The sequence below is a fragment of the Pseudomonas synxantha BG33R genome (genome assembly GCF_000263715.2).
GTDB classification, from domain to species: domain Bacteria; phylum Pseudomonadota; class Gammaproteobacteria; order Pseudomonadales; family Pseudomonadaceae; genus Aquipseudomonas; species Aquipseudomonas synxantha_A.
Window position 1 is genome coordinate 3,935,947 of sequence record NZ_CM001514.1, and the last position, 21,587, is coordinate 3,957,533.

Below are 21,587 nucleotides of genomic sequence, written 5' to 3' on the forward strand. Positions count from 1 at the left end.
CAGCGCTCATCTTTCCATGGCGAACGCACAATTGATCTTCAAACGGCCGAAAGGCGGCATCGGCTGGCCCACTGCCTGCGCCGAGCGGCTCACCTCAACGATCGGGGTCCGGCTTGATCGCTATCTCAGGCACAGGGTTATAGAACGGCCCATAGTCGAGCAGCAATTCATCACCTTTCTTGATGTCTTTGAGTGCCACATAGAACGTCAGGTTTTTCCCGACAGCTACGGAAACGACATTGTTCGACTTCCACACCGGCCCATTGCGCAGTTGCGAGGTATTGATCAGGCTCAGGGTGTTACCCGTGTGCAGCCCACTCACCGTGCGTACGCCCGAACGTGTACCGAACAGGTAAGTCAGCACAGCCCGTGAACCTTGCTTACGTTGCTCCTGGAACAGCGACGCCTCGTCTGCATGGTATTTGCCGGCATACGGGCCAAGCACTTCAAACTGGGGAATGCCGCGCCGCGCCCACACCGAAGCGCCGCGAGCCGGCCCACCATCGTCCAGCGGCGTGACCACTTCCAGCACTTCATCAAACCGGGACTGATGCTCGCATTCGGTCCGCAGCCAGTCTTTGATCGACGCCTTGATCTGGGCTGAAACACGCGTCTTCGTTACGCTATCAAGCCCATCCAGAACACCATTCCAATGGGCGATACGGATGTTATCGATAGGACCTTCAAGTGATTGGGTCAAGCTGAGCCTGGGGTTCGTCGGGTCCTGCAAAATCGGCAAGGTATTGTCGAACTGATGAGGCGGCAATAGAGAAGAAGCGTCGGTCTCAACCTTGACAACGACGACGTCCGCAGATGATCCAGGGATCTGTTCCCCCTGTGGCGTGTTGGTGGGATTGTTCAGGTCTGAAGACTTCGACGGCGGCGGATCCAGAGGGTCTTGCGCAGGCCGTTTTCGTGTTGCACTCGCATCAGGTTGCTCGGGCACGGGAAGCTGCGGGATATCTTGCTCTGCCCGATTGAGGCGTTGCACGGTCGCCGCTTTCAAAGAGCCATCGGCGTTAACGTACTGATGCCAAGTGTTTGGGTTGAGCCCATGTTGGCTCAAGAACTGCGACGGCGTGACTGACGTGTTCGATTGAGCGAAGAGCGCCCGCCACTGGCGTAGATGGTCATCAGTAAGCGCGGTATAGGTGCGACCGGCCGCCCTGTTCAGCAACGCTTCACCGGCCGGCCCCAGGCCACCATCTTGCCGCACACAATTTTTGAACGTACTCGTATTAAGGTGATGATGGCCGGCAAACCCGTTCATGGTCATTGCGTCACGCGCCTGCTGTGTCTTGCTTTGCCAATCGCGGATATGCGTTTCGGTCAGCATATTGAAGGGTGTATTGGCCGCACGGTCGCGCACAATCTTGCCGGTATCGCTCAACTGGCCGTCAGGCTGCACATAGTAGGCAAAGGTTTTCGGCGAGAGGTTCCTCTGCTGGGCAAAGTCCTCACGGGTAATGCTTCGCGGTTGCGCGGACGACAACGCCTCCCACTCGTGTAGATGTTCACCCGTGATGATCTGTTTGCGTGCCGAAGTCTGGAAGGTGGGGGCAAGCGCGGTGTTTTGCTCTGCCTGATTGAGACGTCGCAAGGCCGCCTCTTTCAAGGAACCATCCTTTTTAACGAAACGACTCCAACTGCCTGGGCTGAGCCTGTGTTGGCTCATGAACTGCGCTGACGTCACTACGTTGTTCGGTTGTGCCAAGAGCGTGCGCCACTGGTGTAGATGCTCATCGGTAATCACCTCATAGGCAGTACCGGCAGCCCTGCCCAATAGCTCTTCACCCTCTGGCCCCAGGCTGCCATCGACCCGCACATAATTTTTGAGCGTATGCGAATTCAGGTGATGATGAACGGCAAACCCGTCTAGGGTCATGGCGCCACGCTCCTGCCGAGTCAAGCTTCGCCAACTCTGGATATGCGCTTCGGTCACCTTGTTGAACGGCGTGTTGGCGGGGCGGTTGCGCACGATCAAGCCGGTCTCGCTCAGTCGACCGTCAGCTTTCACACAGTACTCAAACGTTTTCCAGGGCAGTTGGTGCTGGCGGGCAAAGCCCTTGGGGGTAAGCCTTATTTGCTCCTGGCGCGGCAATGCTTCCCACGCCTGCAAATGTTCAGCGGTGATCTGCTTTGCACCACCGGTTGCCCCCAGGCGGTGCCATTGGTCACCCTGTATATGCTGGACCAACAACTCGGTCTGCCGGTTGTTGTGATAAACCCGGGCCTGCACAACGCCGTCCTCCGTGCGCGACACCTGGCGGACTTCGTACACCGCCGCCTTACCGTGGCTGTCGATATGACGTATATGAGACATGTGCCCATCGGCGGCCACATACACGCCCTGGCCATTACGTAAAAGGCCAGCAATACGCGACTCAGGCACGTTGAAGTGACCAAACCATTCATGGCTCAGTTCGCTCACTTCTTCGAGGTGCGGCGCGCCCACCTTACCGGCGACAGCCTGGGTTGCGACCGCGAACTCCTCGAGCGGGCTGCCATAAGGTCGCATCGCGTCGGCATCAAAAGCATACCAATGGCCGTTCTTGAGCACGGCGGCGCCCTCCACCATCTGTTCGGCCACCTTCACCACGCCTGTCGCCGCTGCGTCATACTGCTTGCTGATCGCCTTCAATACGTCGTAACTGCCGGTGGCACCTCTGAGTTTATTGACGGTTTTGGACAGTACATACAAGCCACCGCTGCCCACCAACCTGGCCAAATCACCCAAACCACCCACCGGATTGAGCAGGTCAATCGTGGCGACGCCGATGACTTTGGCAGCCTTTAGCGCCTTGGCACCGCTGGAGAGAACAGCGCTGCCGATCTTGAGCAGTTTTCCAGCCGTGGTGGCCCCTGCAGTAACAAAGCCGAAGATGTCCAGCATGAGATCAAATGCCGCCTCGCCATATTTGCCATTCTGAATATTGACGATGGCCGATCTGAAGGGGATCAGGTTCAACAAAAAATCGTTCAACGGTTTGGGGCTGTAATACTCGTCTATGGGAGTCTGCCCGCGTGCCTGTTCTTTTATTGCAGGGTTATCGAGATCAAGGTGTTGGACAAAGGCGTCGGCAATCGAACGGGATCGAGCGCTGGTGAAACTATTCACAAGTGAGTCACTCAATGGGCGTTCACGACCCAGACCATCTGCGTTATGACGGGGCGTGAACGCTTTGGTCGTAGAAACATTTTTGCCTGCCTTGGACTCCTGAACCTGCGCTGCGTACACGCTCGCCCTTTCAATCGAACCTTTATTGAAGTCGATGACGTAGGCTTTTGTCGTGCCATGCAGTTCAGTTTTGACCAACAGTCCAGGTTTATTTTGACCCTGCGTATTATTGAAATGACCATCCATGACGTATGAGCCTTCTTGGAAAAAGCTGATTTTTCCAAACTCGAAGTTCTTCCTATCCGCAGATGGGAGCTGCGAGATCATGTGCCTGACGGTTGTATTGACGGCAGCCTTTTTTTCCTGGATGGCGCGTGTGAACTGCTGTTCGAAAGCCTCCCTGACACCGAACGTGAGGTTACTGTTCACCGCCTCTATGGGAATGCGGGGGTCACTCGATTTAAGTGGTCTCGGATTCGGCAAGTCCATCTTGGCGTAGTCCAAGAGTGAATGAGTGCCGCTTATCCCGTTTTGCCCGTGCTTCACGCCAGACGCATCAGTGCTGAGTGCTTTGACTTCAAACAGCGCGCCCAAGTCTCCAAACCGCTCCTGCAACTTGATCTGTGCGATTTCTGTTCGCGTCGATATTGCCTTGTCCAGTATTTTTGAAGCAGACATCCGCTCATCAAGCTGTTGGTTGAACTCGGTCCTGACGGTTTCAAGTTGTGCAGCGGTGTAGGTGTCAGCGTTTCTTTTGGGGATGATTTCATTCGCAACGCCCCAATCGAATAACGCGGCAGTCTGGGCATGCTGAGTGGCCACAGGGTCAACCCGTCGGGCGTTTTCAGCCTCGCTCATGACCTGCGCAAACGTCATGCCGGGGACTTTGCCCGGGGTGTGCGCCTCAATCGTCATCGCAGCCATCGTCAGGCTGGCCCACGCCTGACTGCCGACCTTTACCGTCGGGGGAATGTCTTTGATCAGAAACTGCGGTACCGCCTTGGCCAGCAACAGGTACGCACCAACACTCGCCAGTGCAGCGCTGGTTGTGCCAGTACTGCTCAAATGTTCGGCCAAGCCGGCCACGACCTTGGAGGCGTGGTGCCCCCCACGTGTGTCACTGCCCAGGTCGAAACCGGCAACGCTGTTGCGATCGGGCGCAGTGATCGACTCAGGGTCCATCTGCAGGGCGATAGCGGCCAGCAGGTAATCGCTTGCGCTGCTTTCGCTGTCAACGCCTTGCATGGTTTGCTGTAGCGCTTTGCCCATCCGCTGCCCTTGCGGGGAGTTGACCAGTGCCTGGAGTATTTTAGCCGGGTCGTCGCCCGCCTCTGCCGGCAGCGGCTGCCGATACCGCAGAAACTCCAGCACCCCGCCCTGGGTTTGCATCACCAGCGGTTGGTCGCCAAGGGCGTGTTGGTGATTCATCGTGACAAGACGCAAGCGCCGCTGTTCGTCTGCGCTCAAGGGAACCGGCCAGGACAATGCGCCTCCCAGATTACCCAGCAAGGGAGATGGGCTGCTGGGTAACGGCCTATCCTGGCTGAGACGAGGGGGCGTCATTGAGGTGTCGACGCCGTCGGTCACAGGTGATGACGGATGTTCATCTGTCGGCAGGGGAAGCGAAAAATGCGTACTTGCAGCGGTAATGCTTGTCATAAAACGCCTATGCGTAGTCGAGGAGTCCGGCGCTTGCGGCCGTTCACTGAGTGTCAGCACCCAATGAGGAGGTTCCCGACCAACTGCAAGACTTCGTGACCGTGCACCGCTACCGCGTCAGAGCAACGCGCTGACAAACATGCCAATCGCCACCACCCCACACAGGCTGGCGAACCCCACTTGCAACACCCGCGCGGGGATGACCGAACACAACCGCCTTCCCGCCAACATGCCGACGACACTCGCGCCGATAAACACCCAGCCCACCGGCTCGATGCTCACGCCCGCATGAAACGCACCGGCCACGCCGATCAGCGATAGCAGGCTGACCACCATCAACGATGTGGCGACGATCCCGCGCATCTGCACGTCGGTCAGTTGCTTGAACGCCGGCACTATCAGGAAGCCGCCGCCCACGCCCAGCAAGCCCGATACCGCACCCGTCACAGCTCCCAGCGCAGCCAGGGTGGCGCTGCACTTGGCGGTCCAGGAGAAGCGCCCGGTTTGTTGATCCAGCATGCAGTTCTTCTGGCCCCATGAGGCGGCGCCATGGTCACTCGGCCCCGCCTCGCGTTTTTCCCGTTGCAGCATGCGCCAGGCCACCAGCACCATCAGGGCGCTGAACAACCCCATCAGCACCGGCTCCGACAGTTGGTGGGCGACGAACACGCCCAACGGCGAAAACAGCGCGCCGAGCAAGGCGATCAACAACGCCGCGCGGTAACGCACCAGGCCATGGCGCAAGCCATCGATGGCCCCCACCGCCGCTGCCGCGCCCACTGCGAGCAACGACACCGGCGCGGCCTGGGTCATCGTCAACCCCAGCCCCAGCACCAACGCCGGCACCCCAAGGATGCCGCCGCCCGCGCCGGTCAGGCCCATGACCAGGCCCATCAATACACCCAACAGACTGGCCAGCAGCATTCAGTCCACCTTGCTCAGACGGGTCAGCCACTCGCGGCCCTTGAGCATGCCGTTCCAGTAGAACCACGGCAGCAGCGTGGCCTTGAGGAACCACATCGAACGGCGCGCCCGAGTCGGATCCAGGGGAAAGGTCGGCAGCAGCTTGCCGCCGTAGCCGAACTCGGCCAGTACCACCTTGCCCTTCTCCACCGTCAGCGGGCAGGAGCCATAGCCGTCGTACTTGAGCGGCAGCGGCGCCTGTTTGCGCAGGGCCAGCAGGTTTTCGGCCACCACCACGATTTGCTTGCGCACCGCCGCCGCCGTCTTGGCGTTGGTGGTGCCGCACACATCACCCAGGCCGAAGACGTGCGGGTAGCGCAGGTGTTGCAGGCTGTGGGGGTTCACTTCGCACCAGCCGGCGGCGTCGGCAAGCTCGCTTTCGCGGATAAAGTCCGGGGCCAGCTGCGGCGGCACGACGTGCAACATATCGAAGGTTTTCTCTTCGACGCTCACGTTGCCTTCGGCGTCCTTGACTTCGAACCAGGCTTTACGCGCCGGGCCGTCGACTTTTACCAGGTTGGAATTGAACGCCAGGCGCGCGTTGTATTTTTCGACGTATTTCATCAACGGCGGCACAAAGGTCGCCACGCCGAACAGCGCAGCGCCGGCCAGGTTGAACTCCACCTCGATGTTTTTCAGGGCGCCCTGCTTGAGCCAGTGATCACAGGACAGGTACATGGCTTTTTGCGGCGCTCCGGCGCATTTGATCGGCATGGCCGGCTGGGTGAACAGCGCCTTGCCGCCCTTGAGCTGCTGCACCAGTTGCCAGGTGTACGCGGCGTGCTCGTAGCTGTAGTTGGAGGTGACGCCGTGCTGGCCGAGGGTGTCTGGCAAGCCCTCGATTTTCTCCCAGGCCAGACGCAGGCCGGGGCAGACGATGAGGTTTTGCCAGGTGACGCGCTGACCGCTGTCGAGCACCAGGGTTTGCTCGTCGGGCAGCACTTCGCTGACGGCGGCCTGTACCCAACTGACGCCATTGGGCAGCACATCGGCCAGGGGGCGGCGGGTCTTTTGCAGGTCGTAGGCACCACCGCCGACCAGGGTCCAGGCCGGCTGGTAGCAGTGGTAGTCGTTAGGTTCGATCAGGGTGATGTTCAGGTGCGGCTCGCGCTTGAGCAGGCTGGCCAGCAGGCCGATGCCTGCCGAGCCGCCGCCGATGACTACGATATCGCCACTGATGGTCGGTCCCCAGTGTTGTTCGGTCATTGTCTACTGCCTTTTTGAGTCAATGCACACAAGGGTCGCTGCCGGATGGCGTCACGCCCAGCTTTTTATGACCGCGCCGCAATACAGCCCGGACAGGGTCTTCATCACTTGAATCACTTCATGGCTGGCCAGGCCGTAGAAAATGTATTTGCCTTCTCGCCGGGTGGCGACCAGCCCTTCATCGCGCAGGATGCCCAACTGTTGTGACAGCGTGGGCTGGCGCACGCCAGTCAGGGCTTCCAGCTCGCCGACGTTGCGCTCGCCCTGGGTCAACTGGCACAGGATCAACAGTCGGTCTTCATTAGCCAGGGCCTTGAGCAAGGAACAAGCCTTGGACGCCGACGCACGCAACTGGGCGACTTCGCCCTCACTCAAGGTAGATTCCATTTGCTTCGGGTCCTTTATGTCACTTAAGCTCAAAACATTATGTGTAAACGTAAACTGATTGTAACCACTTTTTTCTTCATTGGGGACAGCCGCCATGCCAGCGTTGATTCAAGCCTTTCTGGATGACGCATCGTCGACCTATACCTACATCGTCTATGAAGCGGATGGCGGCCCCTGCGCCATTGTCGACTCGGTACTCAACTACGACCCGGCGTCGGGGCGTACCGATACCGCCCAGGCTGACAAGGTGATTGCGTTCGTGCGCGAGCATGGCTTGCAGGTGCAGTGGTTGCTGGAAACCCACGCTCATGCTGATCATCTTTCCGCCGCGCCCTACCTGCGTCGCACCTTGGGCGGCAAGATCGCGATAGGCGAATCGATCAGCAAGGTGCAGGGCGTGTTCAAAAACCTGTTCAACCTGGAGCCGGAATTTCGCGTCGACGGTTCGCAGTTCGATCACCTGTTTGCGCCGGATGAAATTTTTCATATCGGCGGTTTGAAAGCCCAAGCCCTGCATGTGCCGGGACACACCCCTGCCGACATGGCCTACTTGATCGACGGCCGCTTGATCCTGGTGGGCGACACGCTGTTCATGCCCGACGTCGGCACCGCCCGCTGCGATTTCCCCGGCGGCGATGCGCGGCAGTTGTACGCATCGATGCGCAAGCTGTTGGCGTTCCCCTCGGATACCAAGCTGTATGTGTGCCATGACTACCCGCCCGAGGGCCGTGAGGCCAAGTGCCAGACCACTGTGGCGGAACAAAGGGCGGGGAATATCCATGTGCATGATGGGGTGGATGAAGCGGCGTTTGTAGAGATGCGCACCCAGCGTGATGCCGGGTTGGGAATGCCGACCTTGTTGCTGCCGGCGATCCAGGTGAATGTGCGGGCGGGGCATATGCCGCCGGCGGAAGAAAACGGCGTGACCTACCTGAAGATCCCCCTCAACCAACTTTGAAATACAGTAAAAAAATGTGGGAGGGGGCTTGCTCCCGATAGCAGTGGATCAGCTACACATAAGTTGACTGTCACACCTGATGCCGAGCGCGAAAAACTCGCGCTCTAATCTGAGATAAATGGCTTCAGATTCTTTTGCAGCTGTTGCAACAGAATATCAAAACAGACCGGCAGGTTCGGCCTGAATGTCCCAACTGAAGATCAACACCTCCTTTGCATCACTCCCTTTACCACCGCCGACGGTGTATTTGATGTCAGTGGTTTCTATGTGAAATCCAGCGAATATCCTACGGATGTCCGGGTGGTCATTCAGGCTAACGATAGCCTTGCCCTTAATTTTGCTTAAGAGTGTGGCCATCGCTTCGTACTGCTCTAGCCCAAACGGAACTCCGTAGCCTTCGGTCTGCCAGTACGGCGGGTCACAGTAAAAAAGTGTGTGTTCACGGTCGTACTTCGTCATTACCTCTTGCCACCCTAAGTGCTCTATATAGGTGCTGCTCAGCCGGAGGTGCGCTGCTGATAGCGTCTCTTCCAAGCGCAGTAGGTTTAGTCCTGGGGGGGTGGTGGTAGCGGTTCCATACGTTTGCCCATCAACGCGTCCGCCGAAGGCGGATTGCTGCAGGTAGTAAAACCTGGCGGCCCGCTGGATGTCGGTGAGCGTCTCTGGCCTTGTCATCTGCAACCATTTGAACACTTGGCGACTCGACAAAGCCCATTTGAACTGCCTGACGAACTCTTCCAAATGATTCTGTACCACCCGATACAAGTTGATCAAATCGCCATTGACGTCATTCAATACCTCCACCTCTGCCGGTACCGGTCTTAAAAAGAACAGGGCGGCGCCTCCGGCAAAAGGCTCCACGTAACAGCTGTGAGCCGGGAACAGCGCGAAGATACGGTCGGCGAGACGGCGTTTGCCACCTATCCAGGGGATGATCGGTTGCGCGGACATATTGCCTCCTGAAGGCTTGGGGCGCTCGTTGGCGATGTCAGGAGGCTCTCGGCCTTCAAATGGTTAAGCGTCCGGCAGCGCGGGCACTTGATCTGTAATTCAGTGAAACCACATACAGCGGCTAGCTTTCGGCCACAGTGGCCGCAACGTATTTCTTGCATCATCTGCAAACCTTTTGCGCTTCTGGTAGGCTTCCACCCGCTCACGTGAGCGGGAGGGCCTTGGCTGGCTTGCAGGCTAGGTCTGCTGGTTGGCGGTCAGCTTGGATGCGCTTACATCTGAGCTGACAGCCCTCTTTTACTGCTGATTGCGATTGATGGGCGAAATACGCCAATCAACAAATTTCTGAAAATCAGGCTGACGCTGAATCCTGTTCATGGCTATGCAGTAGCGCTTCCATGCCTCCATTTATCGGGTGACGCGTCGCCTCGGTCCACTGCGTCTCGCAACGGCGCCATACACGTCGTGGCAGTCCCTATCAGTCGGTCGCGTTCAGCTAAGGCTAAATGGCTTGGGGTGTTTGCCCCCCCCCCTCCTGGAAGCGCATGGGTACCCCTTCACTGACTAGAATTCAGGTCGGTGAGCCATAAAGGGCTTCTCGGCCTTTTTTGTATGTCTGGGAAATCAGCCGCATCAGGCCACAGCCTCAACTCCTGTCGATATGCGAGCAGTTGCGAAAACTGTTGGTCTTCCAAAGTTGTCTTGCCGCCGATATCCCGCTCATCACGGTGACGTGCGACTAACCAATCAGTCTGATCCATTGCCGCGTCACGCCACTTACGTTCAAGAACCGATGCTTCCTCATGACTGGGCTTGACCTCTACCAGGCAGGGCAGTCCATCGGTGTCGACGGAAAGCTGTAGCCCTTGACTCGGCCCTTCAATGAGACGAAGAAATAGCTCGCTGGATATCTCAACGGCATCATTCGGTAGCGAAGTTGTAAGCTCTGAATCGTAGAGACCCATGGTTGACTTGCTGAATAGTTTGCTCATTGCCTGCCCCTTCTATACGCCGAATGAAAACCATGTATAGCCGCTATCACCACCTGGACTTATGGTGTTGTAGTCCTGCCTGAACGCAGTAAAGTTCTGATTAGTTTTGGATATGACCTGATAGCCCGAATCTCCATTGTTGGAGCCTGCGCTGTTGTTCACGGAGGTAATCACACCAAAGCAGGCACTGTTATATGCTTGAGGAAAGGTGACTGAATGCGCTGTTTGCGACTGCGCAGCCACGGTCCCCCATTGAATGATCAACCGTCCAAGTGAGAATGGAAAAGCAAGGAAGCCATTCGTACCCAAGCTCATAACGATCCCTGCGTTATCTAGCTTCGTTCCTGGGTTGAAATTAGCACTGGTCCATAGCTCAGAGGGTTGCGTCCATTGACCATCATTTCCGGCAGCTCTGACAAACGCTTTAGCCTGGGCTCCCCCAACTTGGATGCCCAACTGTGCTGGAAAGCCTTTAGCCCATGAAGGAAGATTCAGAACACTCAGGAAGCTACCGAACGATGACCACTGATTCTCAATCGAGTAGAACCCCCCCGGCAGATCTTTATAGTCAATAGCGCCTGCCGGGATCAGCGTAGCGCCCAATCCGTATTGACCTTTCGCAATAGCGTCGGTAATGCCGTACCCGTCCAGCGACGTCGCTTTAGGAGCTTTTTTTGCTAACTCATTGGTGACAGTTGCCGCAAAGTTCGGGTCGTTACCCAGAGCAGTGGCCAACTCTTTGAGAGTATCGAGCGCACCTGGTGCAGAGTCGAGCAAGCCAGCGATCGCTTTTGAAATTGAAGCGACAACGAATTCTGTGTTCGCAGCCAACGCAGATCTGTCTTCAATGGCTGGAGTTGGTACTTTCACTTGTCCAGTAAACGTGGGGCTATTCAGAGGCGCTCGTTGCGCCAGTGATGCATTGACCTGAGCAATAGTGTATGCGTCTTTGATTCCGTACCCAGCGATGGTGTCAGACTTGTTGGCTTTGAGCGCAGGATCAAAGTTTGCACTGGTCCACAGTTCTGCCGAGGGTGTCCATTGACCATCATTTGTGACCGACCTCAAAAAGGCACGTACATTTGCCCCTCCCTGTTGGATTCCCAGCTGCGCCTGATAGCCCTCCGCCCACGATGGCAGGTTTAGCACGCTTAAATACTGTCCCAATGATGACCATTGCGATTGTGTTGCGTAAAAACCACCGGGGAGATCCTTACGATCTATGGCTGATTGAGGAACGGTGTATGCGCCTAATCCATGCTGGCCTACCGCGATAGCGTTGGTGATTCCGTAGCCTTCTAAGGTTCGAGGGTTTTCACCTGCGGTAGCCACACCTTTCGCGTTCAATGTGACTTTTGTGTAGCTACCCGCCGAGACGCCTGAGTCAGCCAGGGTTAACGCTATTTCCGTATCCGCGCTCCCATCGAAGTTACCGCTGCCACTGGCCGCTCCCTTAAACCTCAACACGCGAGCTGTCACTAGCTGGGTAGCCATACCGACGGCAGTTTTCCCGCTGACAATTTTTGCGATAGCTGCTTTCAGCCACGCAGTTCGATTACCTAGCTGCTCAGCTTGTTTGTTAGCAATGCCACCAGGGCCACCTAGCACCCTATCCGACGTTTCAATTTGGTAGGTTCCGGCTGCGTAATCTTCTGTTTCAGGCAAGGTGGCCATCAAATACTGCTCCCATGGTTATACAGCCCGTCATAGCGAGCGGTGCCGTTGTATCGGATTGCCACGGCTTGATACTCAAGTGAGGCAAGGCGGCACCGCTTAGGCGCGATGGTGGACAACATGCGGCGGATCAGCGCCGCCTGATCGTTGGTAAGGGGCTCGGCGAAGGTCACGCGATACGCCGCCCAGGCGCGGGGAGCGCCGTATACGTAAAGCCCGTTGAAGTTGATGCTGCCGTCATAGGTGCGACCGCCGAGGCCCTCCTGCAGTTGGACTTCGCCGAAGCCCAACAGACGAATAATTTCCCGGATCGCCCAGGGCGTGCCCTTGTACCTGTGCAGTTCTACTGCGTTTTTGAGAAGATTCCTGCGGGCATCTTCGGACTCGGCCAACAACCAGGCGGCCTCATCTAGCAGGCTGAACTGGTCGGCCAGGACGGGCAGCAAAGGCGTTTTCACCAAGTCGAGGAGATAGACCAGCATCGGCGTCAGATCAATGTCCGCGTGTCGCTCTTCCAGCAGCTTACACAGCAGTGCAAAGCGTTCGTCACCCGCCAGCGCGGGCGGTAGGGTTAAGTCAGCCATCAGCGACCCCCGCGTAGAGGATCTCGATATCGGAGCAGTCAGCCCAGCCGTGTCGACCTAGTGCCAGCGGTACAGCCGGTAGCTCCAGGACTGAGCGGTACACGCCCGAGACCTGCAGTCGGGCGTTGAGCTGCTCGGGCACGATATCGAGGCCGAGCTTGGCGCGCAGTTCCTGGGCATAGTTCTCGGCGGCCTTGCGTACTGCAGCCAGAGTGGGCTCTCTTTCGGCCCAGGCGTACAGGGTGATGTGCGCCTTGATACGCCAGTCGATATGTTCCGGCATCTGCGCTCGCACTGTGTCACACAGAGGGCGTAGTTTCTGGCCGGTCAGGTAACGCTCGATCTGCTCCAGGAGGTTCGCCGTAGGCATACCTGTTTCAGTGAGCGGATGAATAGCCACCTCGCCATCTGGCAATCCGTCCTCGGGACCGCGCACGGCCACGTCAATGATGGACTGGTGGACCGATAGCGCGTGATACCGGTAGGCGCCCTCACTGCCTGCTGTGGTGTAAGCCTCGGGGGCAAGAATGATCCGTTCTATATAATGAGGATCGACCTCGTCTTCTGCGCCGTCGACAGGTACGGTGATATTACTGGCCGACAACCCAGCAAACCCCTCACCGACCAATGTATTGATTTGACCGATAGCCCAACCGTTGCCGATAACACCGGGGGTCTCGCAGACAGCCCGCACCTGCACAGTAAGCGCTCCCGCCTTCAAGACCGCCTCCTGACGGGTAAGAAACGCCACGGCGCCATTTTGAGTGGTTAGGCGTGTATTGGCGGGAATCAAACGATCCTGCGGTTGCCCACCGACGATATCGAACTGGACGGTGCAAACCGCACCAACGGATAACAAGCGTGGCGTACCAACTAGGTCGCCCAGGTAGTCAAGGATCGGCCCGCTGCTGTATCGCACCAGGAGCTTCTCACCAGCGTTCTGGATCGCAGCCTTGATTCGTGTTTCTGAATAAGCTACCTGGTTGAGGAATAAACGCTCGATCTGCGCGGGGTACAACGACTTGCCGGACTCTTTCTCGTAGCTGGCAATAATCTCAGCCTCTGTGGCCGCAGGATCGATCTTGACGAACTCGGGCTTAGGTAGCTCGCGCATACGGCACCTCGGTCAGTTGAGGAACGCCATCGGCAACACGCCATTGCACGCGCACCGTGACGTGTTCGTCGTCGATACTGACTTGCACCTGGACAATGGAAACGCGGGTTTCCCAGCGACGAATGGCGTCAACCGATTCGCGCACCAGGTGCGGGGTGACCCGGTTGGTGGGCCAGTCGATATACAGATGTAGGTCGCTGCCGAAGTCGGGCCTGTGGGCATCGCTGCCCTTGGGCGTGGTCAGGATAATTCGAATAGCCTGGTCAATGTCCCGTAGGCCCTCAACCACCCCTCCGGGTGTACCGAGGGCGGGCTGCCAGTGGGCGGCGGTGATGCTGGTATAAGCAAGGGGAGTCGTCATGTGCCAATGATGGAGAAACCATCTACGCTTGGCTTTTAACCTAGTTTAAAGAAGACCGTGCTTAGGCAATTAGGAGCTGAAATGAATAGAAAACCAAAAGTAGCGGTACTCAGGCAGTTAAGAAAGGAGGTTGGTTTCGGCTGCCCTGTAAAGGGCTGCGGTAGCCCTTACCTTGAGTGGCATCATTTTGACCCGCCTTGGCACGTAGAGAATCACCACAACCCGGAGGGAATGATAGCTCTGTGTGTTCAGCACCACGCACAAGCAGACGCAGGTGCTTTTACCATTGAGCAGCTTAGGCAAATGAAGCAAGCGAAGGATGAAGCTGAACAAGTCAAAGGACGTTTTAACTGGATGAGAAATGAGTTGTTAATGGTCATAGGTGGAAGCTTCCTCCTGGAAACCTACGTGGCTGTAAGCCATAAGCATGGTCCCGTAATTTGGCTTAGTCGTGATGATGATGGATATCTTCTTCTAAATGTCGCAGAGGCGACCATTAACGGTGAACCAAGGTTCTCGATGGAAGAAAACTTTTGGACCGTTCATGGCAACCAAGAGGATGTTGAATGCCCACCATCCGGTAAAGCTGTCTCAGTTAAGTATCCCAATGGCGACGCGGTCTCCGTGAAATTCTTGGAGCTTAAGAGCGAGGAGGCACTACGTAAACAATATCCAGAGGCGCCTGATGCTTTGTTTGAGATCTCGACCCCTATCACAGCTGTGGAGGTGACCTATCGACTGAAGAGCACTGGGGTCGATATTGGACCAAAGGAGTTGACGGTATACGGGAACACAATCCGTGGTGAGTTTATTAAAGGTGCAAAAATCGCTGTCCTACTTTAGATCAATGACTATGGTTACTTGAGTTTCCGGCAGCATCGATGATTTTTCCCGTCGCATTGATATTTCCATTCACCTGCAGGTTTCCATTGAGGGTCACCTGCGGGACGTCCAATACTGCAGAGGGAGCCTTAACTGTTACTGGCTCATTGGCCTCAACCATGATGTTTCTGCCGCACTTCACAAGCAATGCTCCAACACAGTCCAGCGTCATGACCCCGGACACGCGGTTGTAAGTCGAGACCGTTCCATCGCTAAAGCGCACATAGTCAGTATCCTCGTCTATGACAGGCGGTGGTTCGGCAGTCGAGTAAATCCCGCCCAGGTACACGCCGCCCACGCCATCGGCATCGAGCAGAACCGCCACTTGTTCGCCCAGTTCGGGCATGAGCGGACGGCGCTTTGTGCCCTGCGTATTACGCTGAGGCACGTTGAGCCAGTAACTTTCTACGCCGTCACGGTCATCCAGTCGCACGCGGATGCGACAACCAGGGTAATCCACAGCGCTGACCTCACCGTATTCCAGTTCAACGCCCATTACGCCACCACTTCATGCGGCATGCCATGGGTCGACAGCGCCAGGTCAGGCTTGGTATTGGCCGCCGTCAAGCTGATCGTGGGCGCCGAGACGCGGCAGACCTCTTGATCCACGGTGTAGCCGGAACGGCTCACGCGGTGGTTTGAGGCGGTGATCAGGTAGTTGCCGCCAAGTTTGCCCGCTGCGACCAGGGTGACCACGTTACCGCTCACCAGATCAGGGCGCCCCATACTGGTCCAACTGCCCGTGGTGCGCTCTCGGTTAGCCTTGCCGAGGTCGCCCTTGGCTTTGGCTTTTGCCACCTCTGTCGAGCTGCTACGGCCTCGCTGTTTCTTGGTATCGGCACTGGTGGTGGTCTTGCTGGAGCTGCTGGGCACAGCAACTGTTTCGCCATTAACGATGGTGTAAGAGATCAGTTTCTTTTGGACAGGGTCTTTGTGTTTCACCTCGATAGCCTTCGGCACTACGGTTATCTGGTCGCGCAACCGGACGCTGGCGAGATCCTGCAGGACCAGGCTGCCCACGGGCACGCCCTTGCACAACTCGCTGATCGCATGAAACACCATGCGCTTGCCGGTCACTTTGAAGGCGTAGTCGTACTCACCCGCCAGGTTGCGCAGAAACGTCAGATCCGACTCTTGCTGGGTCAGCCGGTCGAGTGTGATCGGCTCAATGCGCCCAATCAGCTCCAACCCCTGGCGCGTTGCAATCTGTTTCGCTACCGCATCCAGGGTCGTGTTCTCGTAGGCTTTATGCTCGGTGGTCCGCAACGCCGTTTGAATGCCGGCACCAAGCGCCCGAATGTTGATGGTCGAGGGCGGGCAGTTCAGCTCCACCTCATCAATTTCAAAGCTGCCCACGGACCGTAGAGGCTTGCCTTCCCAGCCGATAGACAGCTGCAAGGTGTCGCCATGCCCTGGGTACCAAGCGTCCCGCCACTTGCCCTCCATGTCCTCCAGTTCAATGTCCAGGCTGTCTGCCTGCCCGGTCAAAAAGTCGGTGTAACTCAACGACAGCAAGTGCTTGCTGATATCGCGGGTGATGTTGCGCTGCTGGTAGGTCAGCACAAAGCGCGCCTCGGGTACCTGTTCGGGAATCAGCGCATCCATGGGGGGAGATCCTCGGTTGACGCCACTGGCTCTAACATTGGAATAGCGAGCATCAGACCAGCCGGGAGAGCCGCAGTGATGGGCACGTGGGCGTTGGCTTCCACGATAGGCCAATAGTGGTGAGCGTCACCGTAGTAACGCCAGGCAAGCTGATCCCAGCGCTCTCCCTCAGTTGTTATGTGGGTGATAAACATCAGGCTCTCCGGGTCAGGACTTGTGCCGCCAGGCCCGCCAGGCGAGTGCCCGCACCGTTCAAGGTGGACGCCGCCTGGTTGAGGGATTCGTGTGAGCTGTTGAACCGGTCGACGATGTTGCCAAGGTCAACCGGATCAAGGCTCGACCGAGACCCCATTACGTTGCCCAGCACGTTGTCACTCAGGCGCGACAGATCGGAGCCGTCATCGAGCAGCTCAGCTGCCAGCTTAAAACCTTGGAGCGGCTCGATAGCCCGCGCAGTGATATTCAGCAACTGCGGTACCTGGCCCAGAATCATCGACGGACTGCCGCTCTTGACGGAGTCATAGAGGTTTTTCCCCGCCCGCAATACATTGCCAACGGTTTTAGCGTGACCAATAGCCAACTGGGTCGGGCTGGCGGGTGGCGTGAGTTTTGATATCAGCCCAGGTGACCCCATGCCCGCTGCAGCTGTTCCGCTCAAGGCGGGATCGAGCAGCCCTGGCCGCAGAACCTTACGATTAAACGACCCGGTGTATTCCTTCAGGCTCACCTGCACTGTGGCCGCCGTAATCTGACCGACAGCGGTGGCTCGACGGATCGTGTTGCCGATATCGGTAATGACATAGGCACCCAGGTATTCGCCACTGCCCATGACGAATGCCAGCGGCTCGTGCTTGCTCTTGGCCTGGCGAAGAGCCCGCAAGCGCTCATCGGGATCACCCAGCACCGGGTGAAGTTCTACCGTCAGGTTGCAGGTGTCCAAGCCTTCGCCAATCCACTCCAGCAGTGGCTTACCCTGGATACGAGAATGCTCAGCCCAGTCGGCAGAGCCACTTTGCTCCAGCCCACTGATACCACCTGCAACGGTGAACTCGATATCGCCAAGAATCGCAAACATCAGGCAAATCCTTCATCAGATGAGTCATAACTGCGGCGGCGCCTGTCGTGGCTGTAGCGCTCCATGAACTTCACAAAGTCCGCGTAACCGGCCTGCGATCCTTGCACCACCTGGTCACGGATGTTCGCGCCACCGGATACCGTGATCTGTGGCGAGTAATGGTAAGTGGGCTGCCCTGTTGCACCAGGTGCGCCGCCTTGGCCTGGGCTTGAAAAGCCGCCCATCATGCTCGCTCTGGATACTTCAGCCGGGTTGGGCGGCAGCATGTCGACCTTCGACTGACCCGCCATTCCCAGGGCTGCTCGGCGCACCAGGTCGGATTGCGCCGTGATGCCAATTGCCGCGCCTTCGCTGATGTTTGCGCCGTACCCCATGAAAACCCGGCTCGGTGACTGGATGCCCAAGGTCTCCGTAAACCAGCCCTTAACAGAGGAGCCAATGCCCACCACGCTGTCTTTCAGCGAGCTGGCCATGTTGCTGATGCCGCTAATCAGCCCCGTCACCAGCATCCCGCCGAACTCACTGAATTTACCGGGCAGCTCCACTCCGAAATAGCTCATTACTCCAGCGAAGGCGCGGTAGAACAGCCCTAGCGGTGAAAAGTTAAGAATCAATCCGGTGATACCAGACAGCCCGCCATTGAAGCCCGCCTTGACCTCTGTCCATAAGCCGCTGAAGAAGCCCTTGATGGGTTCCCAGTAGCGGTAGATCAGATACGCGCCCAAGGCAATACCTGTGATCAACAAACCGATGGGGTTCATCAGTAAGGCTCTGCCCAGCCAGAGGACTGCCTGTCCGGCAAGCTTGAGCCCGAACAGCAAAGTGCCGCCGAGGATTTTGCCCAGGAACAACCCACCTCGGGCCGCCATCAGCAACGGCGCGCCCAATGCCATAGTGACCCCGCGCAAGAACAACCCGCTGTACTTGGCCACAGTGAGCAAACCCGCGCCAACACGGGACAGGCCGCTGACCAGAGGGGCAAACTTGCCCACCTGCCACATACCACGCAACAACGTCCATTTGGCCGATACGGTAGTGATGGTGGTGGACATTGCCACGAACGGCGACATAACCAGATTAGCGCCGTAGGCCAGGCCGATGAAGGCAAGCTTGCCCGCGAGCAGGCCGCCGACGAGACCGACAACGCCTTTGATGATGGTGGGGTTTTCACTGGCCCATGTTGAGAACGAAGCCATCACAGGTACAAGTGCCTGGGTCACGTCCACCAGTGCAGGTATAAGGGCGCTTCCCAGCGAGATGCCAATGTCTGATAGGTTCACTCCCAGGCGCTTCAGCTCCTCTTTGGGGCTACCCATACGCTTTTTCCAGTCCTGTTCAAGCACGCCCTGGTCAGCAGACCCCATTCCTCCTTTTTGGATGTCTGCTTGTTCCGACCGGTTCGCGAGCGCTGGTCGGAGATATGACAATACCTGCATATCCCGGAACAGTTCTCCGAGCTTATAAGCTTCGTTGATGCGATTTAGTGCTGTCTCTCGCTCTGATTGATCTTTGAGCGACATCGCCTTTTGAAATTCGGATGCTGCTTTTGGGCTTTTAGTGCCCATGTATTTTGTGATGATGTCCAGCATGGCTTGCGTGGGAGTAAGCCCTGAGCTGATCAAGTTAGTCATTGATGTTTTAAGATCAATGCCCGCGTCGCTGAATGACTTCAAAGTGTCAGGAGCGGTCAATTTAGAAAGGAAGTTCTTGTAGTTGTTGGCAGCCTCATCGTTACTTCCGGCGCCTTTACGTGCGATTTGCAACGATGCGCCAATTTCTGCGACCGCACGCTCGCCTGTAACACCCAGCGCAGCAAATTGCGGCGTGAGCTGCGGCAGCCATTTAGCCATGTCTGCCAGTTCGAATTGGCCTCGCTTGCCTGCATAGGCAAGGATATTCATTGCACGCTCTAACCCAGCGGCGCCGATACCCAGGTTATCGTTCAGTGCGATAGCGACAGCCCCAAGATCGTCCATGCTGGCTCGGGTTGCGGTAGCGGTTTTGGCCATTACTGGCGCGTACGCAGCAAGCTCTTTTGCGCTTGAGATACCTCCTGCAATCAGGACGCCCGTACCCTTGGCAACTTCGGTTTGAGTTTGGTTCCACCTCAGAGCGGCGCCGCGCATCACATTACTTAGGCGTTGTTCCTCAGCCTCGTCAAAGCCACCGGTAATAGATATGTCGCGGGTTTGGTCCTGGAATTCGATGGCCGTGCGCACCGACTGCACCACTGGCGCGCCCAGGGCCACGCCAGTACCGATAGTTTCCACCGCTTGCCCACGCAGATCACCACGCTTGTTTTTCAGCGTTTCACCACGGGCAATGCTGGTATTGAGGCGTTCTTGCTTGGTCTTGAGCTGTTCAATGGTACGACCGACCTGGTCGTACTGACGGCGCAGGCGTTCAACGCCGGTACCGCCTCGGGCAATAGAAGCCGCCAGCTCCGCCCCCATCAGCTTCTGCTTGGTAGTCAAGCCATCGGTAGCGCGGCCCAACTGCTGCACGGTCGACTTCGCCGAGCCAAACGCGGCATGCAGGCTACCGGATACCACGGCACCGATCTTTAATCCGACCAGGACTTCATTAGCCATAATTTGCTACGCTGCAAGCATGTTTGAAAAAGCCGCTCTGCTCACCGCCAAAACCCTATATGCACTGGCCATCGGCGTCGGTGTGATCTGGCTTGCCTGGCTTTGCCTGGCAAACCTGCCATTGTGGGCTGCGGTGCTGATGTTCTGCCTGGGCCTGCCGTTGCTGGCGCTGGTAGCCGCCCCTATCGCAGCGGGCGGCGCATTGCTAGCGGGAGTGGTAGTTGGCTTGGTGACTTTGATCAGCGGTTCATCTGCTCGGAAAATTCGATCCGGCGGTTAATCTCTCGCTGACATACATCGACCCAAAACCAGTACCGCTCCATCTCCAGCTCGTCGATTTCAGACGGCTGCATCCTCAGTACCAGTAGCAGCGCTTCGTCCCAGGAATGCAGCAAGGTCTCGTCCGTGGGACATTTCCCGCAACACCTCAGTGGCTGACTTAGAGTCAGCAATATCGAATTCCAGCAGATCTTCCAGGGTGATGCCGAGCATCTTGGCGCATAGCATGTCTTCCATGGCGCCTTCGTCCTTGGCTACTGCCTGGGCTGCGCTGATGTCTTTGCGCTTGAGACGTTTGATAGGCAGGGATTTGAGCTGGTCACCTGTGCCTGATTTGAAGGGGAACTTGAGGGTGAGACTGACTTGGTCGGCCACGTTTGATACTCCAGGTTGATCGAGTGATCGGTTGCTCTATGAGAGCCTTGAGTATCGCGTCTGGTCGGAGCGCTGGCTTTTAATCGAGTTTAAAGAGAAAATTTTTGATGAGCAGACTGGGAGGTCAAAATGGAAGAAGAAATCACGCTTGAGCATAACGGCATTGAATGCACGGCAACCTTCATAGTGGAGGGAGACACGTTGACCGTTTTTCTCCCCAATGGGGATCAACGAACCACAGAGCTACGAGGGCTGGACCCGATAGCGGCAGCGCGGCCGCATATACGGTCTTACATCAATAGTCTTTCTAAAAAGAAGTAGCCGAGGCCGAATATGTCAGAGTCGAATATAGAGCGGTTTGACGAAATAACCGGGAAGATTTTTGCTCATCTTTATCAGCACTTTCCAGTTCCAACCCGCCTTGAACCTGAGATTGCAGGCGTCACGATGCAGAAAAGGGTATTCGATCCGGTAACTGAGGAAGGGTACGGTGGTGCCCAAGACTTGACTGAGATTGAACGTGAAACCGTGGATTTCTTCGTCCACTCAGCAAAGTGGTTAGCCAAGGCTGGCTATATAGACATACTCATATCGAGCTCAACTGGGTTCATCGACGTGACCCTCACCGCAAAAGGTCTGGAGGTTCTCAAGGCTACGCCTAAAAGCCTTGAGAACTCCGAAACGCTAGGACAGCAGCTCATTGCAGCGACTAAAGGCGGCTTTGCTGATCAGATCAGAGACCTAACAACCAGTGTACTGAAACGAGGTGTCGCGCTGGCTGTCACAACGGCAAGTGAGCTAGCGGGAAGTTAA

The 21,587-nt window shown here is 57.0% G+C and carries 21 protein-coding genes; 4 read left to right on the plus strand and 17 right to left on the minus strand.

Annotated features, from left to right (window positions below; genetic code table 11):
* Positions 1–94: 94 nt before the first annotated feature.
* From PSEBG33_RS10400 to PSEBG33_RS10385, 4 genes are all read right to left on the minus strand, one after another.
* Positions 95–4,585, minus strand: a complete 4,491-nt coding sequence (locus PSEBG33_RS10400) for an SET domain-containing protein-lysine N-methyltransferase (RefSeq protein WP_232289386.1) — start codon at positions 4,583–4,585, stop codon at positions 95–97.
* Between the two features lie 309 nt (positions 4,586–4,894).
* Positions 4,895–5,701 (minus strand): sulfite exporter TauE/SafE family protein, encoded by an 807-nt coding sequence (locus PSEBG33_RS10395; RefSeq protein WP_005789338.1) that lies wholly within the window; start codon positions 5,699–5,701, stop codon positions 4,895–4,897.
* Positions 5,702–6,946, minus strand: a complete 1,245-nt coding sequence (locus PSEBG33_RS10390; RefSeq protein ID WP_005789340.1) for an NAD(P)/FAD-dependent oxidoreductase — start codon at positions 6,944–6,946, stop codon at positions 5,702–5,704. It abuts the gene before it with no gap.
* A 51-nt stretch (positions 6,947–6,997) separates the two neighbouring features.
* Entirely contained in the window at positions 6,998–7,333 is a 336-nt protein-coding gene (locus PSEBG33_RS10385; RefSeq protein ID WP_005789341.1) for an ArsR/SmtB family transcription factor, read from the minus strand.
* A 94-nt stretch (positions 7,334–7,427) separates the two neighbouring features.
* On the opposite strand from PSEBG33_RS10385, the gene PSEBG33_RS10380 reads away from it, so the two are divergent.
* Positions 7,428–8,291: an MBL fold metallo-hydrolase gene (locus tag PSEBG33_RS10380; protein WP_005789343.1), complete on the plus strand. Its 864-nt coding sequence runs from the start codon at positions 7,428–7,430 to the stop codon at positions 8,289–8,291.
* Between the two features lie 156 nt (positions 8,292–8,447).
* Here the strand turns inward: PSEBG33_RS10380 and PSEBG33_RS10375 are convergent, their stop codons facing one another.
* The 7 genes from PSEBG33_RS10375 to PSEBG33_RS10360 form a co-directional block, all read right to left on the minus strand.
* The gene (locus tag PSEBG33_RS10375; RefSeq protein WP_005789344.1) at positions 8,448–9,242 is read right to left on the minus strand and encodes a DNA adenine methylase; all 795 of its coding nucleotides are present in this window, start codon (positions 9,240–9,242) and stop codon (positions 8,448–8,450) included.
* Entirely contained in the window at positions 9,212–9,406 is a 195-nt protein-coding gene (locus PSEBG33_RS28840) for a Com family DNA-binding transcriptional regulator (protein WP_420066304.1), read from the minus strand. Before PSEBG33_RS28840 ends, PSEBG33_RS10375 begins: the two co-directional genes overlap by 31 nt.
* Positions 9,407–9,799: 393 nt before the next feature.
* A complete protein-coding gene (locus PSEBG33_RS27470; RefSeq protein WP_032803615.1) occupies positions 9,800–10,234 on the minus strand; it encodes a phage tail assembly chaperone in 435 nt (144 codons plus the stop codon).
* Between the two features lie 12 nt (positions 10,235–10,246).
* Positions 10,247–11,908, minus strand: a complete 1,662-nt coding sequence (locus PSEBG33_RS29585; RefSeq protein WP_005789346.1) for a gp53-like domain-containing protein — start codon at positions 11,906–11,908, stop codon at positions 10,247–10,249.
* Complete coding sequence (locus PSEBG33_RS10370; RefSeq protein WP_005789347.1) at positions 11,908–12,492, minus strand: phage tail protein; 585 nt, start codon at positions 12,490–12,492, stop codon at positions 11,908–11,910. The genes PSEBG33_RS29585 and PSEBG33_RS10370 overlap by 1 nt, the downstream gene beginning before the upstream one ends.
* Entirely contained in the window at positions 12,485–13,606 is a 1,122-nt protein-coding gene (locus PSEBG33_RS10365; protein WP_005789349.1) for a baseplate assembly protein, read from the minus strand. Before PSEBG33_RS10365 ends, PSEBG33_RS10370 begins: the two co-directional genes overlap by 8 nt.
* Positions 13,590–13,967 (minus strand): GPW/gp25 family protein, encoded by a 378-nt coding sequence (locus tag PSEBG33_RS10360; protein ID WP_032803616.1) that lies wholly within the window; start codon positions 13,965–13,967, stop codon positions 13,590–13,592. The genes PSEBG33_RS10365 and PSEBG33_RS10360 overlap by 17 nt, the downstream gene beginning before the upstream one ends.
* Before the next feature lie 81 nt (positions 13,968–14,048).
* On the opposite strand from PSEBG33_RS10360, the gene PSEBG33_RS10355 reads away from it, so the two are divergent.
* The gene (locus tag PSEBG33_RS10355; protein ID WP_005789353.1) at positions 14,049–14,810 is read left to right on the plus strand and encodes a hypothetical protein; all 762 of its coding nucleotides are present in this window, start codon (positions 14,049–14,051) and stop codon (positions 14,808–14,810) included.
* Between the two features lies 1 nt (position 14,811).
* Here the strand turns inward: PSEBG33_RS10355 and PSEBG33_RS10350 are convergent, their stop codons facing one another.
* From PSEBG33_RS10350 to PSEBG33_RS10335, 5 genes are read right to left on the minus strand one after another with little or no spacing between them, the layout of a single operon-like run.
* On the minus strand, positions 14,812–15,345 hold the full coding sequence (locus PSEBG33_RS10350; RefSeq protein ID WP_005789355.1) for a phage baseplate assembly protein V: 534 nt from the start codon (positions 15,343–15,345) through the stop codon (positions 14,812–14,814).
* The gene (locus PSEBG33_RS10345; protein ID WP_005789357.1) at positions 15,345–16,454 is read right to left on the minus strand and encodes a phage late control D family protein; all 1,110 of its coding nucleotides are present in this window, start codon (positions 16,452–16,454) and stop codon (positions 15,345–15,347) included. Before PSEBG33_RS10345 ends, PSEBG33_RS10350 begins: the two co-directional genes overlap by 1 nt.
* Entirely contained in the window at positions 16,442–16,648 is a 207-nt protein-coding gene (locus PSEBG33_RS27480; protein ID WP_032803617.1) for a tail protein X, read from the minus strand. Before PSEBG33_RS27480 ends, PSEBG33_RS10345 begins: the two co-directional genes overlap by 13 nt.
* The gene (locus tag PSEBG33_RS10340; protein ID WP_005789359.1) at positions 16,648–17,529 is read right to left on the minus strand and encodes a phage tail protein; all 882 of its coding nucleotides are present in this window, start codon (positions 17,527–17,529) and stop codon (positions 16,648–16,650) included. Before PSEBG33_RS10340 ends, PSEBG33_RS27480 begins: the two co-directional genes overlap by 1 nt.
* A complete protein-coding gene (locus PSEBG33_RS10335; RefSeq protein ID WP_005789361.1) occupies positions 17,529–20,120 on the minus strand; it encodes a phage tail tape measure protein in 2,592 nt (863 codons plus the stop codon). The genes PSEBG33_RS10340 and PSEBG33_RS10335 overlap by 1 nt, the downstream gene beginning before the upstream one ends.
* A 19-nt stretch (positions 20,121–20,139) precedes the next feature.
* On the opposite strand from PSEBG33_RS10335, the gene PSEBG33_RS10330 reads away from it, so the two are divergent.
* Positions 20,140–20,400, plus strand: coding sequence for a hypothetical protein (locus tag PSEBG33_RS10330; RefSeq protein ID WP_005789363.1), 261 nt, complete (start codon positions 20,140–20,142; stop codon positions 20,398–20,400).
* 59 nt (positions 20,401–20,459) lie between these two features.
* Here the strand turns inward: PSEBG33_RS10330 and PSEBG33_RS10325 are convergent, their stop codons facing one another.
* Positions 20,460–20,774, minus strand: coding sequence for a phage tail assembly protein (locus tag PSEBG33_RS10325; protein WP_005789366.1), 315 nt, complete (start codon positions 20,772–20,774; stop codon positions 20,460–20,462).
* A gap of 333 nt (positions 20,775–21,107) precedes the next feature.
* On the opposite strand from PSEBG33_RS10325, the gene PSEBG33_RS28235 reads away from it, so the two are divergent.
* Positions 21,108–21,587 (plus strand): hypothetical protein, encoded by a 480-nt coding sequence (locus PSEBG33_RS28235; RefSeq protein WP_005789368.1) that lies wholly within the window; start codon positions 21,108–21,110, stop codon positions 21,585–21,587.

What these genes read in the sequence shown, in the direction of transcription:
- PSEBG33_RS10395 (WP_005789338.1), bottom strand. Translation starts at nt 5,701, where the DNA reads ATGCTGCTGGCCAGTCTGTTGGGTGTATTGATGGGCCTGGTCATGGGC.
- PSEBG33_RS10390 (WP_005789340.1), bottom strand. Translation starts at nt 6,946, where the DNA reads ATGACCGAACAACACTGGGGACCGACCATCAGTGGCGATATCGTAGTC.
- PSEBG33_RS10385 (WP_005789341.1), bottom strand. Translation starts at nt 7,333, where the DNA reads ATGGAATCTACCTTGAGTGAGGGCGAAGTCGCCCAGTTGCGTGCGTCG.
- PSEBG33_RS10380 (WP_005789343.1), top strand. Translation starts at nt 7,428, where the DNA reads ATGCCAGCGTTGATTCAAGCCTTTCTGGATGACGCATCGTCGACCTAT.
- PSEBG33_RS10375 (WP_005789344.1), bottom strand. Translation starts at nt 9,242, where the DNA reads ATGTCCGCGCAACCGATCATCCCCTGGATAGGTGGCAAACGCCGTCTC.
- PSEBG33_RS28840 (WP_420066304.1), bottom strand. Translation starts at nt 9,406, where the DNA reads ATGATGCAAGAAATACGTTGCGGCCACTGTGGCCGAAAGCTAGCCGCT.
- PSEBG33_RS27470 (WP_032803615.1), bottom strand. Translation starts at nt 10,234, where the DNA reads ATGAGCAAACTATTCAGCAAGTCAACCATGGGTCTCTACGATTCAGAG.
- PSEBG33_RS29585 (WP_005789346.1), bottom strand. Translation starts at nt 11,908, where the DNA reads ATGGCCACCTTGCCTGAAACAGAAGATTACGCAGCCGGAACCTACCAA.
- PSEBG33_RS10370 (WP_005789347.1), bottom strand. Translation starts at nt 12,492, where the DNA reads ATGGCTGACTTAACCCTACCGCCCGCGCTGGCGGGTGACGAACGCTTT.
- PSEBG33_RS10365 (WP_005789349.1), bottom strand. Translation starts at nt 13,606, where the DNA reads ATGCGCGAGCTACCTAAGCCCGAGTTCGTCAAGATCGATCCTGCGGCC.
- PSEBG33_RS10360 (WP_032803616.1), bottom strand. Translation starts at nt 13,967, where the DNA reads ATGACGACTCCCCTTGCTTATACCAGCATCACCGCCGCCCACTGGCAG.
- PSEBG33_RS10355 (WP_005789353.1), top strand. Translation starts at nt 14,049, where the DNA reads ATGAATAGAAAACCAAAAGTAGCGGTACTCAGGCAGTTAAGAAAGGAG.
- PSEBG33_RS10350 (WP_005789355.1), bottom strand. Translation starts at nt 15,345, where the DNA reads ATGGGCGTTGAACTGGAATACGGTGAGGTCAGCGCTGTGGATTACCCT.
- PSEBG33_RS10345 (WP_005789357.1), bottom strand. Translation starts at nt 16,454, where the DNA reads ATGGATGCGCTGATTCCCGAACAGGTACCCGAGGCGCGCTTTGTGCTG.
- PSEBG33_RS27480 (WP_032803617.1), bottom strand. Translation starts at nt 16,648, where the DNA reads ATGTTTATCACCCACATAACAACTGAGGGAGAGCGCTGGGATCAGCTT.
- PSEBG33_RS10340 (WP_005789359.1), bottom strand. Translation starts at nt 17,529, where the DNA reads ATGTTTGCGATTCTTGGCGATATCGAGTTCACCGTTGCAGGTGGTATC.
- PSEBG33_RS10335 (WP_005789361.1), bottom strand. Translation starts at nt 20,120, where the DNA reads ATGGCTAATGAAGTCCTGGTCGGATTAAAGATCGGTGCCGTGGTATCC.
- PSEBG33_RS10330 (WP_005789363.1), top strand. Translation starts at nt 20,140, where the DNA reads ATGTTTGAAAAAGCCGCTCTGCTCACCGCCAAAACCCTATATGCACTG.
- PSEBG33_RS28235 (WP_005789368.1), top strand. Translation starts at nt 21,108, where the DNA reads ATGTCAGAGTCGAATATAGAGCGGTTTGACGAAATAACCGGGAAGATT.